The sequence below is a fragment of the Nostoc sp. genome (assembly GCF_036919575.1).
In the GTDB taxonomy this organism is placed as follows: Bacteria; Cyanobacteriota; Cyanobacteriia; order Cyanobacteriales; family Nostocaceae; genus Nostoc.
On the sequence record NZ_JBALBY010000104.1, the window covers coordinates 63363 to 79886 of the forward strand.

The following is a 16524-nucleotide window of genomic DNA, read 5'->3' on the forward strand; positions in this document are numbered from 1 at the left end:
TCCCCTTTCTTGTTTGCACTGATACGTATCGTTTTCTTACCACCAAGGTCTGTACAATCAATATACATACTTTTTTCATCGTCATTATTTATGCGGCTACCCTAAGTTATATATGTCTAGTGTGTCTACATCCTCATAGCCACGTATCTTTGAGATGTCTAATTACTCCAACAACTTTAGACATATAAGATAGAGGAAGATTCTCGCTCCAAGGGTTGAGCATAGTTAATGAGTATGAAAATCTACTAATAACTCATCTCAAACACATAAACCAGGGTAATTGAGCATCAGGTGAGCATCTTTAAGGGAGTGAAGGCTGAAAGTATTGTTATTATATGTAAATTTATGATTGAAGTTGAGCATCTAAGTAAAATATACGGTTCCACCCCAGCGATTACTGATGTCACTTTTAGCGTCGAACCGGGGGAGATTTTAGGGTTGTTGGGGCCAAATGGCGCTGGTAAAACCACAACTATGCGGATTCTGGCTGGTTATTTACCGGCAACAAATGGAAATGCCCGGATTGCTGGCTATGATGTCCATGAAAATTCCCTGGCTGTGCGCCAACGAATTGGTTATTTACCCGAAACACCGCCATTATATCCAGAAATGACGGTGGAGGGATTTTTACATTTTGTCGCCCGAATTAAGGGAGTATCAGCAGGCGATCGCCCCAATAAAGTAACAGCTGCGATCGAACGCTGTAATTTAGAAGATAAGCGGCGAGTGATTATTCGCAAACTTTCTAAAGGATATCGCCAAAGGGTAGGAATTGCTCAAGCGATCGTCCACGATCCACCAGCGATTATTTTGGATGAACCCACCGTTGGACTCGATCCTCGACAAATAATTGAGGTGCGGAATTTAATTAAAAGCCTCGCTGGGACTCACACAATTATTCTTTCCACGCACATTCTGCCAGAAGTAAGCATGACTTGTAGCCGTGTCGCTATTATCAATCGCGGCAAAGTTGTGGCAACTAATACACCCGATAATCTAATGGCACAGTTGACAGGCGGCTCAGGGTATGAATTGGAAATAGAAGGAGAAGCAGCCCTAGCGAAACAGGTATTGCAAAAAGTCGCGGGTGTGAGTCTGGTAGAATCAATTCCGACAGCCGGATTGCACGGTCATCAACCGCAGGAAAACCGCGCTTATCTGCGAGTGATATCGCAACCGGGAAAAGAACCAGGGCGCGATATTGCCACAACATTAGTGCGTGCAGGATTCGGTTTACATGAACTGCGGCGTGTTAACGCCACCTTAGAAGATGTATTCTTGCAACTGACCACAGAAGAAAAGAATTTCGAGACTGAGGTAGACTTAGCAGCAGACAACGAAGGAGAAGCAGCGTAAATGGGTATAGTGCTGAGTAATATTATTGCCATTTATCGCCGAGAGTTACAGAGTTATTTTGTATCACCTTTGGCTTATGCGATCGCATGCATATTTTGGTTCATCGCGGGCTTATTTTTCGTGATGATTTTGCTAGGGCCAGATGGCATTTTGACCGGAGTCGCGGCAATAGATTTACAAGGGCAACAACAGGGAGTGCCAGTACCGCCGATAGATGTCCCTTACGAATTTGTGCGAGCATTTTTGGATCGTATGGGGTGGCTATTGTTGTTTATCCTGCCAATTCTCTCAATGGGACTCTATGCCGAAGAACGTAAGCGGGGCACTTTAGAACTGTTAGCCACGTCACCAATCACCAATTGGGCGGTAGCTGTAGGTAAGTTGTTAGGCGTGATCACATTTTTTACCACAATAGTTGTACCCATGCTAGTGTTGGAAGCGATCGCAATCAGTGGATCAAATCCACCAATGACGCTCTCAATTCCCTTGCTGGGTCATTTGGGATTAATCTTGCTAGCAGCAGCAATTTTATCTGTAGGAATGTTTATTTCCTCATTAACAGACAGCACAATTCTGTCTGCCGTTCTCACCTTTGCAGTAATCTTATTATTGTTATTGATTGATTTAATCGGCAAAATTGTCCCTGGACCCGTGGGCGAAGCATTAGGTTATCTGTCGTTGCTAAAACATTACAACACCTTAATTCAAGGCATTTTTGATACTAGCGCCTTAATTTTATTCGCCAGTTACATTTTTTTGGGCATTTTTCTTACCGCCCAATCAATTGATGCACTACGCTTTCAAAGGCAATAGTTATTTGTCATTTGTCATTTGTCATTTGTCATTTGTCATTTGTCAAAAAATAGTGACAAGTAAAAATATATGCACGAAAATTGAGTGACTAGAAATCAGCAAGACAACTGAATAAATGGCAACAAAGCGTTTCCAAGAATTACAGGTTTATCAATTATCAGAAAAATTAGCAGATAAGATTTGGAAAATTGTTGAAGGATGGAATTTTTTTGCAAAAGATACGATTGGTAAACAGATTATACGTTCAGCCGATAGTATCGGTGCGAATATAGCGGAAGGTCTAGGAAGAGGTAGTTTTCAAGACAATAGACGTTTCATAAAAATAGCGAGAGGCTCTTTGAATGAAACTCAACATTGGTTAAGACGGGCTTACACTCGCAACCTTTTAACTACCGAGCAGATAAATACAATCAAAACAATCATTAACGAACTAGCGCCAAAATTAAACTCCTACCTAAACTCAATTGGCAATGTCCCAGATGACAAATGATAAATGACTAATGACAAATGACTAATGACTAATGACTAATGACTAATGACTAATGACTAATGACAAATAATATGAAGATAATTGCAAAAAAGAAACTGTGGAAATATCTATTTTTGTTTGGCCCGTTCCTAATTACTGTTGGCTTAACAGTTGGATTAGTCTCTGAACAGTGGGGATTAATTCCATTAGCATTTCTGATTACGGGAATTGTCATCAGTGGGTTGTGGATAATATGGCAAAGCTACCAAACTAACTGGTGGAAGCGTCGTTCTACCCAAGCTGGGACTAATGCCCTAATAGCGACTCTGGCAGTATTGGCAATTTTGGGATTGATTAACTTTTTAGGGACTCGCTATCACTTGCGGGCAGACTTAACAGAAACTCAATTGTTTACCCTTGCGCCCCAGTCACGGGAATTAGTGAGTGTCTTACCACAGCCAGTTAAAGTGTGGGTGTTTGATATTAGCCAGAATCCCCAAGACCGAGAACTGCTAGAAAATTATCAGAGGCAAAGTTCAAAATTTAAATATGAGTACATCGACCCCCAAGCTAGACCAGGACTTGCAGAAAAGTTTGGCGTTAAAGATTATGGGGAAGTTTACCTAGAATCTGGGAATAAACGGCAACTAGTACAAACAGTAAATGAAAATGAGCGCCTGTCGGAAGTTAGATTAACTAGTCGCCTGCAACAACTAACAAATTCAACCACAGCCAAAGTTTACTTACTGCAAGGTCATGGCGAACGCCAACTTTCGGCTGGGAAAGGTGCAATATCACAAGCGATTCAGGGATTAGGTGATAAAAGTTTTACAACATCACCCCTAAATCTAGCAGAAACTTCCAAAGTTCCTCAAGATGCGGCTGTCGTAATAGTAGCTGGTCCCAAGCGAGGGCTGTTTGAAGGTGAAGTCAAAGCCTTGCGAGAATATCTTAATCGGGGCGGTAACTTACTGCTGATGATTGATCCCAATACCGATCCCAAAGTTGACAGCTTGCTACAAGAGTGGGGTGTTCGTCTAGATAATCGTTTAGCAGTAGATGTCTCAAAAGATAGCGTGGGACTTGGCCCGGCTGCGCCCTTAGTGACAGAATACGGACAACATCCAATTACCAAAGATTTCGCTAACGGCATTTCTTTTTATCCGGTTGCGCGATCGCTGCAAATTACCTCTGTACCTGGTGTTGAGGCTACTCCACTGCTGCGAACCAAACCCTATCCCAGCAGCTGGGCAGAAAGCGACCTCCAAAGCGAAAAATTGGAGTTTAATGCAGATAAAGACCTCAAAGGCCCTCTAACCTTGGGCGTAGCCTTAACAAGAAAACTACCAACCAAATCTACTTCCACTTCCCAAGCTTCACCGACACCTTCACCCCTACCATCACCAACCACTCAAAGCAAAACTTCCCCCACTCCCTCATCTCCCCCATCTCCCTCATCTCCCTCATCTCCCTCATCTCCCCCATCTCCCTCATCTCCCCCATCTCCCCCTACTTCCTCATCTCCCTCATCTCAAACAGCCACCGAGTCCCGGTTAGTGGTTTTAGGAAATTCTAGCTTCGCCACCGATGGCTTGTTTCAACAGCAATTAAATGGAGATGTATTTCTCAACTCAGTTACTTGGCTGAGTCAACAGGAGAAGCAACCCCTTTCTATTCGCCCCAAAGAACCGAAAAACCGTAGAATAACCTTGACTACTACGCAAGCCAATCTTTTAATATTGTCGTCTTTGTTGGTTTTACCTTTAATTGGGTTGGTGGCGGCAGTTATTATCTGGTGGAAACGACGGTAAGAAGTGAGTTATGAGTTAGGAGAGACGCGATTAATCGCGTCTGTACAAGAGTTTGGAGTTATCAATATTAACTCTTCACTAATGCCCAATGACAAATGACAAATGACAAATGACAAATGACAAATGACAAATGACAAATGATTAAAAAATGAAATTGCCGCGAACAACTTTAATTTTGATACTGCTAGCGCTGGGTTTAGGTGGTTTTGTTTACTTCTATGAAATTAGAGGTGCGACTGTGCGAGAAGAAATTAAGGAGCAAAAGCAGCAAATTTTCTCTTTTGCCGTAGATGATGTGCAGTTTTTAACAGTCAAGACAAAAAAACTCACCCTGAATCTGGAACGTAACCCTGAATCTAATAATCCGAAGTGGTTAATCAAATCTCCGGTATCGGAACCAGCAAATGATGCTATTGTTTCTTATTTAATGGATTTGTTGGTCAAAGGTAAGAGCGATAGCACTTTATCAACTCCAGCAAAAGAGCTTGGAGAATTTGGCTTAGTTCAACCCCAAGCAACTATCAATATCACTCTGAAAAACCGACAAAGCCATCAGTTGATTTTGGGTAAATCTAACTTTAACGGTACTTTCTTGTATGCTCAAGCTGACCCTGCTGCTAAACCCGATGGGAATATAAATGTGCTGTTGGTATCTACAGATTTTGCAAATGCCGTGAATCGGGAACTATCAGAGTGGAAGCAACCTGTAGATAATAGTCAGAAACTTCCTCAGCTCACCATTCCTAAACCGAGTCCGACAAACAGCAAATAATTAATTAAAAATGTGGCGATATTATTATGACAAATCCGACAGCAACATTGCTGATTTCCTGCCCCGATCAACGGGGACTGGTGGCGAAATTTGCCAATTTTATCTATTCTAATGGTGGTAATATTATCCATGCAGATCAGCATACAGATTTTGCTGCTGGATTATTCCTTACCCGCATTGAATGGCAATTAGATGGATTCAATTTACCACGAGAATTTATTGCCCCTGCATTTAATGCAATTGCTCAACCTGTAGGCGCTAAGTGGGAAATACGTTTTTCTGATACAGTACCACGCATTGCTATTTGGGTAAGTCGGCAAGACCATTGTTTATTTGACTTGATTTGGCGACAACGCGCTAAAGAATTTATTGCTGAAATTCCTTTAATTATTAGCAACCATTCTAATTTAAAGTTAGTGGCAGAGCAATTTAATATCGACTTCCAGCATATCCCTATTACTAAAGAGAATAAATCAGAACAGGAAGCCCAACAACTAGAATTACTACGCCAGTACAAAATAGATTTAGTTGTATTGGCAAAATATATGCAGATTATTAGTGCAGATTTTATTAGTCAATTTCCGCAAATTATCAATATTCATCATTCATTTTTACCAGCTTTTATCGGAGCAAATCCCTATCACCGAGCTTTTGAACGTGGGGTAAAAATTATTGGGGCAACGGCTCATTATGCCACTGCTAATTTAGATGCAGGGCCAATTATTGAACAGGATGTGGTGCGAGTCAGTCACCGTGATGAAGTTGATGATCTGGTTAGAAAGGGCAAAGATTTGGAGAGAGTTGTATTAGCAAGAGCGGTGCGATCGCACTTGCAAAATCGTGTATTAGTATATGGCAATAGAACAGTAGTATTTGAGTGATTTTATCTCCGAACGAATGTAATTCGCAGCTATACAAACAAAGTCCGAGTCGGAGGACTTTATTGAAAGCGGCGGGAAACTCCATCCCCAGGTGTCTGTAGAGGGATAGCCGCCCCGCCGCTTTAGTCATTAGTCAAAAGTCATTGGTCATTGGTACTAATGACTAATGACTAATGACTAAAAACTCCATCCCCTTGTGGGTGGAGTTTTTTATAAAAATAGTTATTTCCCGAATTGCCGTAGCTGTTTTAGCTGACTGTGGACAACTTCTCCACTACGGTTAAAAGCCAGGGTATAAAATCATCCTCCTAAAGTTAGAATTCAGAATTCTGAATTCTGACTTCTGAATTCTTTTTGTAAACTACTTTCATGGCTGCTTTATGTTCCGACCTTAAGGGAAAAGGGCATTCTATGTAAAGACAAGGAACCTTGATATCAAGCAGCCACTAAACAGATGATTTCACAAAAATCCTTTATATTCCCTCATCGGCTAAGGCAAATCGGAGGCATCATTGTTTTAGCGATCGCTTATTATGGAATGGCTGAAATTTCCCGGCAGCTTGCCTCCACACCCCAGAATGTGACTCCAGTTTGGCCTCCAGATGGAATTGCTACTGGGGGTGTTCTGTTGTTTGGTAACTGGATGGGGTACGGTGTTTTGCTGGGTTCATTTCTCGCCAACTTCTGGGCGTTCCAAGATCCAACTAGTTTCTTATCCCTGGTGATTTCAACGCTGCCAGTTCTGTTAATTGCGATCGGAACAACCCTGGGGACTCTGTTGGGTGCCTTCCTGCTGCGGAAAACTACCAACTATCACTATCCCTTAGAACGTGTCACCAACGTATTCAAATTTTTGATCTTAACCGGCATGGTAGGGCCGATCGTCAATGCAACTGTGGGAGTGGCTTCCTTGGCGTTGAGTGGTAAAGTTCCTTGGACAGCGTATGGGATGGTCTGGCTAACCTGGTGGATTTCTAATGTTTCGGGAATTTTTATCGTCACCCCGATTCTGCTTAGTTGGGGGCAATTCATTCAAAAAAACCGACATCCAATCTGGCAATGGTTATCCCTGAGTTCAACTTCAGAGGATTCTGAAAATCTCCCTGATCTTCAACACTCAAGAGCAAACTCACACCCTTTAAGATTCTGGTTAATCGTAGAGCCAGTTATCCTGATAGGGTTGGTCATTCTGATCACCAAAGTTGCTTTTGGTAAGGGATATCACCTAGAGTATATGTTAATTCCGACGTTGATCTGGTCTGCCTTTCGACTGGGGCAACCGGGTGCAACGCTGTTAACTTTTATTGTGGCTGCGATCGCAGTGATTGCAACCGTCAATGGAAAAGGTGGTTTTGTGACTGCGGATCTGAACGAATCTTTGATGCAACTGCAATCGTTCATTGGCGTGATTACACTCACCATTCTGGTGTTGACAGCAACGATCGCCGAACGAACACAAGCAGAAACCAAACTGCGTTTAGCTTTTGCCGAATTAGCTAAAACCAATGAAACTCTGGAAGTTCGAGTTCAGCAGAGAACTGAAGAATTGAATCAAAAGAATACAACTTTTAAGCAAGCCCTACAAACACTCAAACGCACTCAATTGCAGATGATTCAGAGTGAAAAAATGTCTGCATTGGGACAGATGGTGGCAGGGGTTGCCCATGAAATCAATAACCCGGTTAATTTTATTCATGGCAACTTGACTTATGTTTCTGAGTATATCCAAGACTTGTTGAGAGCATTGCAAGCTTACCAACAACACTATCCCAATCCACCTGAAGCCCTGGACGCAGAATTGGATAAGCTTGAACTGGATTTTTTACAGTCAGATTTGACCAAGATTCTTCAGTCGATGGAAATTGGTACCGAGCGCATCCGTACAATTGTGTTATCGCTGCGAAACTTCTCCCGCTTGGATGAATCAGAATTGAAAGCGGTAGACATTCATCAAGGGATTGATAGTACCTTGGTGATTTTGCAACATCGATTGGAAGCGACAGGCGATCGCCCACAGATCCAGCTTATTAAAGAGTATGGTCACTTACCACTGATTGAATGTGATGCTAGCTCCCTGAATCAAGTGTTTATGAATCTTTTGAACAATGCTGTTGATGCATTAGAAGAATCTAATCAGGGGCGATCGTTCCCAGACATTTCAGCCAACCCCAATGCTATCTGGATTCAGACTCGTCAAATCGATACAAACCAAGTGATGATTATGATTTCTGACAATGGGATAGGCATTCCAAAAGAGATTCGCTCTAAACTATTTGATCCTTTTTTCACCACCAAAGCTGTTGGTAAAGGCACTGGTTTGGGTTTGTTTATGAGCTATCAAATTGTAACTGAGAATCATGGCGGTAATCTTTGGTGTGAGTCCACACTGGGGCAAAGCACAAAGTTTGTGATTGAGATTCCTGTAAAAGCTCAGAGAATTGCTTAAGTAAGTAGAATATCAGCACGAGTGCATGGGGCATGATATATAGCGCTTCTCTGTTGAGTGTGCAATACAGACCTAACCCCCAGCCCCTTCCCTACTAGCGTTGGGGAGCAAGATTCAAAGCCTCTCTCCTTTTAGGAGAGAGGTTTGGAGAGAGGTCAAAGTGTATTGCATCCATTCGAGAACCGCTACATCGGCGATCGCATTTGCTATATCGGCGACTCCATTTGCTATATCGGCGATGCCTACGGCGGGCTTCGCCAACGCATTTGCTATATCGGCGATGCCTACGGCGGGCTTCGCCAACGCATTTGCTATATCGGCGATGCCATTTGCTATATTGGCGACTCCATTTGTTATATCGGCGACTCCATTTGCTATATCGGCGACTCCATTTGTTATATCGGCGACTCCATTTGTTATATCGGCGACTCCATTTGTTATATCGGCGATCGCATTTGCTATATCGGCGACTCCATTTGCTATATCGGCGATGCCTACGGCGGGCTTCGCCAACGCATTTGCTATATCGGCGATGCCTACGGCGGGCTTCGCCAACGCATTTGCTATATCGGCGATGCCATTTGCTATATTGGCGACTCCATTTGTTATATCGGCGACTCCATTTGCTATATCGGCGACTCCATTTGTTATATCGGCGACTCCATTTGTTATATCGGCGACTCCATTTGTTATATCGGCGATCGCATTTGCTATATCGGCGACTCCATTTGTTATATCGGCGATGCCTACGGCGGGCTTGGCCAAGGCATAGTAGCATTTTGGAAGCGATCGCCTCACTCAGATGTGGTAAGCAAATGCCCACCCTACTTTTTGCTAGGATAATATACGATCAATTTTCAAGGATCTGAGGGTTTAAGCTTCCCCGGTCTGAAGACGCGGGGATTTCTGAAGAGTCCATAAAAGAACTTTCTTAGGTTGACTTAAACAACCTCTACTGATTCCAGCCAAATTAAATTTAGCTATCATCGCTACTTTGCGAATAATATTCGCGGCTCCGTTACAGTCCGCGTTTATTTTGATTCCGCTTGCTGTTTTAAACAAACCTCTGCTGATTCTAATACCACTGCTTTTCCACCCGTCGGGTTTTGCACCGATTGTAGGTAGAACATCATTATCTGGGAACGATGTCTTAGAGGTATAGCTTTCTTCGGTTTCGATAAAATCTATTCCGTATTGTTTACACAGTTGTTCAATACGGTCTTTTAGTTTAGCTGTGGGAATCTGAACAAACTTTTGATTGTTCTTTTTACCCATGTCAGCGCCGTCTTTTTGCCCGTCATTCCATCCAAAAACGATAGTGCCGATTTTATTCTCTATGCAATGGTTAATTACAATTCTTGCAGCTTTGTTTACAGCATCTCGCATTGTACGATTACGTTTTTCTGTAATTACTGCAAGTCGACTTGACCAAAAAGAAAGCGGTTTTCCTTCTTTGATGTTGGCAACTGACTTGTTGTACCACTGATTAATGCTTTTGAGATGCAATCCGTCAACGATAAAAGATGTTCCAGTATTTGATACACAAGTCAACCAGTTATCTATTCCGTGGTCAATTCCTAATACATTAGACTTATCAAGCGAAACTTTTGTTGTGTCTTTTTTGTAGACAAACTCAGCATAAAAGCATCTGTTTCTTGGTAAAATTCTAACCTCTCTGATATCCTTGAAATCTAAATTTGACGGCATTGGTAGATAAAAGGCATCAACACCAAACCAAGTTTTTACCAAACTTCCTAAAGGAAATCTCAGCATCCCGTCTTTTAGTTTTATGGATCTTCCGGTAAAAGTAGCAACTGCTAAACCACCAGATGTTCTATAATTTGGCAGTCTTGGTTTTTGAGTAACCGTACCGTTTTTTATACCTTTCAACAACCCAACAAAAGACTTAAAGGATTCTGCAACGCCAGTTAGAATCTGTTGGGCTGTATCAGAGTAAAGTGCTTGATAATGTTTGTTTTTTTGACTCAAACCAACTGCGGTAATTAAATCCACTCTGCTTGGAAATTTGCCCGTCTTAAAATAAAACTGTCGAGAGTAGTAAATACCACAGTTAATTAAGTTATTGGCTTCTGTGCAAACTAGAGGAGAACTGGTGGTGTCGAGTTTGTCTCAGTGGTATTAGTGAGATTGGAACTGATACACCAGAAAGTGCTTATCTGATGACGGAACTGGGTATTTTGCTGTATCAACGTTTACAGTCTGCTCCACTTTTTCGGTATGCCTTGGTGGGCGTGGAAGTAGATGAGTTTAGAACTTATAGCGAATTGATTGAAGAGTCTTCTACTTTGGCGTTTCCGGGATTGGTTTTAGCTGAAACAGTTTGGCAAGCAGTTGGCTCCTCTTCAGCGTTCACACCATTCAGCCCTAGATATGTTTGGAAACTCTATGAAGGTGAAGTCTATAAACCACTAATGGCATCGCCAGACTTGAAGAGCAAGCTGAATGAATTGCTGGCTGTGGGGTAAATGCATTCATTGGAGGCGATCGCAGCATAACAAGTCGCTGCACCGGAACATCCCAATATGGTCAAATGAGTAGCAGAGATTATTTGCATCTAGCAATATGAATCTTATCAAGTACCCAAGATAGATGTAATAGTATCTAAAATGTGCTATCTACTCAATACTGCTAAAGGTAGGATTGAAAATTAGGGTTTTTCTACATAAAATTAAAAATCTAAAATTAAAAATTGGTAACACTGATGGTTAGGAGTGTTAGAGTTTCAAGAAATTCACCGGAACTTTTCAGCGGGTATTCATGCTGAAGAAACTACAGAAAAAGCAAATTTCGATAATTGCGGGTGCAGCACTGTTTGCCTTTTTAGCTGGGGCAATGGTATCAGCACCTGAGATTGGCAAGTCTTTGGGTAAATGGCTCAAACTGAGTCAAAACCAAGCAGAGCAAACATCAGAGGGTAACATTGCCCAATCCGCCGTCTTTGCGCTGGTATCAGAATCTCTGCCAGAACGGGCGGCAAAACTAGCAGCGATCGCAGCACAGTCTAGTTCGCCAGACCGAAATCGCGCTCGTTATCTTTTGGCGAGTGATTACATTGAAAGAACCCAAGCAAAAAAAGCGCTGGTTTTACTGGACGGATTAGAGAAAGACTATGCCATTCTTGCGCCCTACATTTTGCTGAAACAGGCGCAGGCAGAAGATATACTGGGCGAGGATGGCAAAGCTTCGGATCTCAGGCAAAGCGTGCTGAAACAGTATCCCAAAGAAGCGGCCAGCGTGAAAGCACTATATCTGATTGCTCAACCGAAGCAACAAGAAACCGCGATCGCTCAATTTCCTTCTAATCCTCTGACTTGGGAAATTATTCGCAAACGCTTGCAAGAAAATCCCAATCAGCCACAATTACAATTAATTTTGGCTAAATATGCCTATGACCAACCAGGGATAGTGGGCGTTTTGGATCAGTTAGTAAAAGAGTCTACCCTGAAAGCCGAAGACTGGGAACTGATTGGTACAAGCTATTGGGAAAATAATCAATTTCTGAAAGCGGCGAATGCTTATGCCAACGCACCCAAAACATCGCGCAACCTCTACCGCACCGCACGGGGGTTACAGGTAGGAGGCAAAGATCAAGAAAAAGCGATCGCTACCTATAAACAACTAGTACAGCAATTTCCAAATAGCGAAGAAACTGGAAATGCTCTACTGCGTTTAGCAGAAATGGCAAAAACACCTAAAGACGGCTTACCCTATCTTGAACAGGTAATTAGTAAATTTCCCAAACAAGCTGGTACTGCACTGGCACAAAAAGCCAAAATTCTCCAAGCCACGAATAATCAAAAGTCAGCTAGCCAAGCGTGGCAATTACTCATAGCCAAATACGGCAATTCTGACGAAGCAGCAGAGTATCGCTGGAAAATCGCCCAAGACAAAGCCAAAGCTAAAGATTACGTCGGTGCTTGGCAATGGGCAGAACCAATTGTCACCAACAATCCCAACAGCATTTTGGCTCCGAGAGCAGGCTTTTGGGTAGGAAAATGGGCAGCTTTGCTAGGGAAACAGCAGCAATCTCAAACTGCTTATGAGTATGTGATTAGTCAATTTCCCTACTCTTACTATGCATGGCGAGCCGCGACGATGCTGGGGCTAAATGTTGGCAACTTTGACAACGTGCGCGTCATGAACCCAGAAGTAATCGCACAAGAGCGTCCATTACCGCCTGCTGGTTCTGAAACTTTCAAAGAATTATATCTGCTGGGTCAAGACCGCGATGCTTGGTTACAATGGCAGACAGAATTTCAGAACAAAATTCAGCCAACGGTAGCAGAGCAATTTACTGAAGGGTTGATGCGGCAGGCTAAGGGCGAAAATCTCATCGGAATTGATAAAATTTCTAAATTGGAAGATCGGGAAATACCAGCTGAACTTGCCCAATATCAAACTTTAAGCAAGCAAATTACCTACTGGCAAGCCCGTTATCCATTTCCCTATCTCCGGGAGATTGAAAAGTGGTCTACTGAGCGTAAACTCAATCCTCTGTTAGTTACTGCCTTAATTCGTCAGGAGTCACGGTTTGAGCCAAAAATCAAATCCGTTGCTAATGCTACTGGTTTAATGCAGCTGTTGCCGAGTACAGCTCAATGGATTGCCCCACAAATCAAGGTGGATATCAAAACTATAAACTTAGAAAATCCCAACGATAACATCATGCTGGGTACATGGTATTTGGATCACACCCATCAGCAATATAACAATAACTCCCTGTTAGCGATCGCTAGTTACAATGCTGGCCCTGGCAATGTCTCCAAATGGTTGCAAACTCTAACTACAAAAGATCCAGATGAGTTTGTTGAACAAATTCCCTTTGATGAAACCAAAAATTATGTGCGGCAAGTATTTGGCAACTACTGGAATTATCTGAGGCTTTACAACCCTGAGATTTCTGGCGTTGTCGCCAAGTACTCGACTACACACCCACAACTACCGGCGCGATAATCTGAGAAAGTTATGAGTTGTGAATGTTGAGTTAAAGCAATTTTCAGGTAAATAGACCAGGCGGTAGGGGCACAGCAATGCTGTGCCCCTACGACAGATGTGGTTCAAATACATGAAACCTGCTGTAAAGCAATTTTTTAATTCAAAGTTCACAACTCATAGTCTAGTGATGTGTCACGAAATTTTACACATAGTTAAGGTGGGGCTGCGCCTACGCTGTTTTTTCTGTTGAGAGGGTGAGGCGATTGATGTAATTTACAACTCAAAAGCACAGACGTAACTTAGATCATTCAAAATTGCTAAGACCCATCATTTGATAAGCAATAAAAGCAGTATCAAAGGGTTTGAGGTAATTAACATTCGTGGAATCACTAGGTAAAACGTCAGAGTTGACGGCTGTATTTATCGATGCGCCACTATTGTTATTTTTAGCTGTATGAAGGCTAATGATTTTAGACATAGAATTAATCCAAAGAACAATATGTGCAGAATTTATCAAGTTTGTAAGTTTCATAGAGTTATCCCCAACTAGAACAAAGTACAATTAGTCAGTGATCTCTAGAAGAGAGTCCACTGTTTTTTGAAGAAGAATTCAGAATCCAGAATCCAGAATTCAGAATCCAGAATTCAGAATCAATCAGTCGGGGATTCAGCGCTGCATTGCGGTCTTGGGGTCTCCCCCGCCGCAGGATGCGCGATCGCTTTGCGGACGCACCAGAAGCGCTGTAGAGGAGCAACTTTGTAAGAGAGACCCGCGACTGAATTGTTGCACCACACTTCGGGGCTGCTCTGTTACCACCAAAAATTCTAGTTTTGCGGGGGTGCAAAAACGCCGATTATTCATCCGCTTTTTCGTTCAGAATACCTTTCCTGTATTCTGACGACTGGCGCCAATATTGCTGTTTGATAAATTGGGAATTTGGCTAATTAAGTTTGCATACCAATATGCTAGAAAGTATTTCTGATAGAAGCAAATGTTTTTGTTTCTTAAATACATAAATAAAAGTGATTGTAATTAATGCTTTTGAGCTTACTTAGCACTCTCAGATGGTAGCGTTGGCGCAGTCCACACTTCTCTACGAGACGCTGCGCGTAGCAAGATCCCGAAGGGTACGACTTAGCTCAGTGACCACCGCAGGTATTGCAGTCACAACAGCCGTCAGCATCACAGGTTCCATAAATTCACTACAAATAAGCTGATAGTGTCAAAATGTTATATGTATAGTTTATTTACAAAGTCATTTATGCCGAAAGCAATTTGGAATGGAGCAGTTTTAGCCGAGAGTGATAATACCGTAGTTGTGGAAGGCAACCATTATTTCCCTGTTGACACCATTAACAAGCAGTACTTCACAGAAAGTAACACCCACACCACTTGTCCTTGGAAAGGCGTCGCCAGCTACTACAGTATTGACGTTGATGGGGAAATTAATAAAGACGCTGCTTGGTACTATCCCAGCACTAAAGAGAAGGCTAAGAATATTGAAGGTTATGTAGCCTTCTGGAAGGGTGTAAAAGTTGAGGCTTAATAAAGGTTCCTGGAAGTATTTTATTTTCAGGGAATTGATATTATGTTCGGCTAATTGCCCATAAAATAATTAGCCCGCACAGAGAGAAGTCTGAGCGGGCTTCGTATTTAAACTACTTAGCAAATTTATTCTAAGACGTAATTATACTTATGCCTTGGGAAATGCTGCTTGCTTTCTCTTCGCCAGCCAAGTCAGACTACCAGCGATCGCACTTGATTCTGTCTCAATATAAAATCACCAGAGTTGATAGTAACATGGTGCGTGATAGCAAAGCCGTAATACACCCTACTGCTACAGGTTTTTAACAACACCAAAAACTTTCATTCAATAATGTTTCTACATCATTAGGAAAAGGACTATCATCAGGAAATTTTGTTTCATATTCCTTAGTGATGTTTTTATGTGCATTTTTATAACATTCATTATATATAGTTAAGAAATAATTACGCAGACTAGGGGAATCTCGAAGAATACGACTTAATTCCTGTTGTGTGCGGCTAATTGTTGCTTCCCAACCGCCATAACATTCTGGTAAATTTACATAATTCCGTTTTAAGGCGTGTTCAAATAAAGTTGTCAAACGACTTTCTAATTCACGTCTATCTCTCCTCCCCAATCCTTCTATCTCCTCAATTAAATTTTCCCAGTCTACATTGCTATAATCTTGGGATTGTAAGCTATTGACAGTCTGCTCAATCCACAATGCAAGGTCTGTTTCATAGAGAGTTTTTACTGGTGATTGAGTCATAATTAATTAAAAACTTGAGGGTGCTTTAGTAATAGTTTAACCAAAGGGTTAACAAAATTTTAAAAGCATAGCGATACCTACGGTGGGCAAAGCCCACGCATTTTTTTGGGGCGTTCTACGTGGGTAGTTATGAATATATCAGTATTTTAACTCACATCATCGGTAGCTTTAGGAAGACCTGCATTTCTGGACTATGGTTTCATCTTGAATTTTAATGATCCAAGTGCAATACAAAAGCAGCAAATAGCTATAATTGCGCGATCGCTTGGTGTGCGGTTTACTGCCACTGATATAACTTTATAATTAAGGCTAACAAGCAAAAGGCATGACCTAAAAAAACAAGCGGAGCCATTTGTTACGGTAACTTCTATACTAATCAGGTTTGCTCAAGCATTTGCTAGAAATAAACAAACTTTTGTTACTAAGGTGCCAGCATTTATAACAAACGAGTACCCCATTACGATAAATAAGTACCCCATTACGATAAATAAGTACCTCATTACGATAAATAAGTACCCCATTACGATAAATAAGTACCTCAATACGATAAATAAGTACTTCAATACGATAAAGGAGTACCCCAATACGATATCGGAGTACTCCATTACGATATAGGAGTACCCCATTACGATACAGGAGTACTCCATTACGATACAGGAGTACCCATTTATAATTAATGCTTAATTTGTTAGCTTAGATTTTAAGAATTTGTTATAATGATTACG

At 41.8% G+C, this 16524-nt stretch carries 14 protein-coding genes and 1 pseudogene; 11 read left to right on the forward strand and 4 right to left on the reverse strand.

The window, feature by feature from the left end; translation table 11 throughout:
* The first annotated feature begins 345 nt into the window (after positions 1-345).
* From V7K27_RS26095 to V7K27_RS26125, 7 genes are all read left to right on the forward strand, one after another.
* A complete protein-coding gene (locus V7K27_RS26095) occupies positions 346-1356 on the forward strand; it encodes an ABC transporter ATP-binding protein (protein WP_334951153.1) in 1011 nt (336 codons plus the stop codon).
* Positions 1357-2169: an ABC transporter permease gene (locus tag V7K27_RS26100; RefSeq protein WP_334951155.1), complete on the forward strand. Its 813-nt coding sequence runs from the start codon at positions 1357-1359 to the stop codon at positions 2167-2169.
* A 115-nt stretch (positions 2170-2284) separates the two neighbouring features.
* Positions 2285-2659, forward strand: coding sequence for a four helix bundle protein (locus tag V7K27_RS26105; RefSeq protein ID WP_334951157.1), 375 nt, complete (start codon positions 2285-2287; stop codon positions 2657-2659).
* Positions 2660-2730: 71 nt separating this feature from the next.
* Positions 2731-4449: a GldG family protein gene (locus V7K27_RS26110; RefSeq protein ID WP_334951192.1), complete on the forward strand. Its 1719-nt coding sequence runs from the start codon at positions 2731-2733 to the stop codon at positions 4447-4449.
* 148 nt (positions 4450-4597) lie between these two features.
* Positions 4598-5221: a DUF4340 domain-containing protein gene (locus V7K27_RS26115; RefSeq protein WP_334951159.1), complete on the forward strand. Its 624-nt coding sequence runs from the start codon at positions 4598-4600 to the stop codon at positions 5219-5221.
* A gap of 26 nt (positions 5222-5247) precedes the next feature.
* Positions 5248-6102 (forward strand): formyltetrahydrofolate deformylase, encoded by an 855-nt coding sequence (purU, locus tag V7K27_RS26120; RefSeq protein ID WP_334951161.1) that lies wholly within the window; start codon positions 5248-5250, stop codon positions 6100-6102.
* Between the two features lie 454 nt (positions 6103-6556).
* Positions 6557-8548 carry an MASE1 domain-containing protein gene (locus V7K27_RS26125; RefSeq protein ID WP_334951163.1) on the forward strand — a complete coding sequence of 664 codons (1992 nt, stop codon included), beginning with the start codon at positions 6557-6559 and terminating at the stop codon, positions 8546-8548.
* A gap of 114 nt (positions 8549-8662) precedes the next feature.
* Here V7K27_RS26125 and V7K27_RS26130 read toward each other — a convergent pair whose 3' ends face one another.
* On the reverse strand, positions 8663-9313 hold the full coding sequence (locus V7K27_RS26130; protein WP_334951165.1) for a hypothetical protein: 651 nt from the start codon (positions 9311-9313) through the stop codon (positions 8663-8665).
* A 108-nt stretch (positions 9314-9421) separates the two neighbouring features.
* Positions 9422-10633, reverse strand: a pseudogene (locus V7K27_RS26135) (RNA-guided endonuclease InsQ/TnpB family protein); the annotation flags it as partial.
* Positions 10634-10728: 95 nt separating this feature from the next.
* Here V7K27_RS26135 and V7K27_RS26140 point away from each other — a divergent pair.
* Together V7K27_RS26140 and V7K27_RS26145 are read left to right on the forward strand one after the other, a co-directional pair.
* Positions 10729-11034 (forward strand): hypothetical protein, encoded by a 306-nt coding sequence (locus V7K27_RS26140; protein WP_334951166.1) that lies wholly within the window; start codon positions 10729-10731, stop codon positions 11032-11034.
* Positions 11035-11326: 292 nt separating this feature from the next.
* Entirely contained in the window at positions 11327-13522 is a 2196-nt protein-coding gene (locus tag V7K27_RS26145) for a lytic transglycosylase domain-containing protein (RefSeq protein ID WP_334951167.1), read from the forward strand.
* Between the two features lie 286 nt (positions 13523-13808).
* Here V7K27_RS26145 and V7K27_RS26150 read toward each other — a convergent pair whose 3' ends face one another.
* Positions 13809-13982: a hypothetical protein gene (locus V7K27_RS26150; protein ID WP_334951168.1), complete on the reverse strand. Its 174-nt coding sequence runs from the start codon at positions 13980-13982 to the stop codon at positions 13809-13811.
* A gap of 784 nt (positions 13983-14766) precedes the next feature.
* Between V7K27_RS26150 and V7K27_RS26155 the strand changes: the two genes are divergently transcribed.
* Positions 14767-15051 (forward strand): DUF427 domain-containing protein, encoded by a 285-nt coding sequence (locus V7K27_RS26155; protein WP_334951169.1) that lies wholly within the window; start codon positions 14767-14769, stop codon positions 15049-15051.
* 149 nt (positions 15052-15200) lie between these two features.
* A complete protein-coding gene (locus V7K27_RS26160) occupies positions 15201-15356 on the forward strand; it encodes a hypothetical protein (RefSeq protein WP_334951170.1) in 156 nt (51 codons plus the stop codon).
* Here V7K27_RS26160 and V7K27_RS26165 read toward each other — a convergent pair.
* Positions 15353-15799: a DUF29 domain-containing protein gene (locus V7K27_RS26165; protein ID WP_334951171.1), complete on the reverse strand. Its 447-nt coding sequence runs from the start codon at positions 15797-15799 to the stop codon at positions 15353-15355. The genes V7K27_RS26160 and V7K27_RS26165 overlap by 4 nt on opposite strands.
* Between the last annotated feature and the right edge of the window lie 725 nt (positions 15800-16524).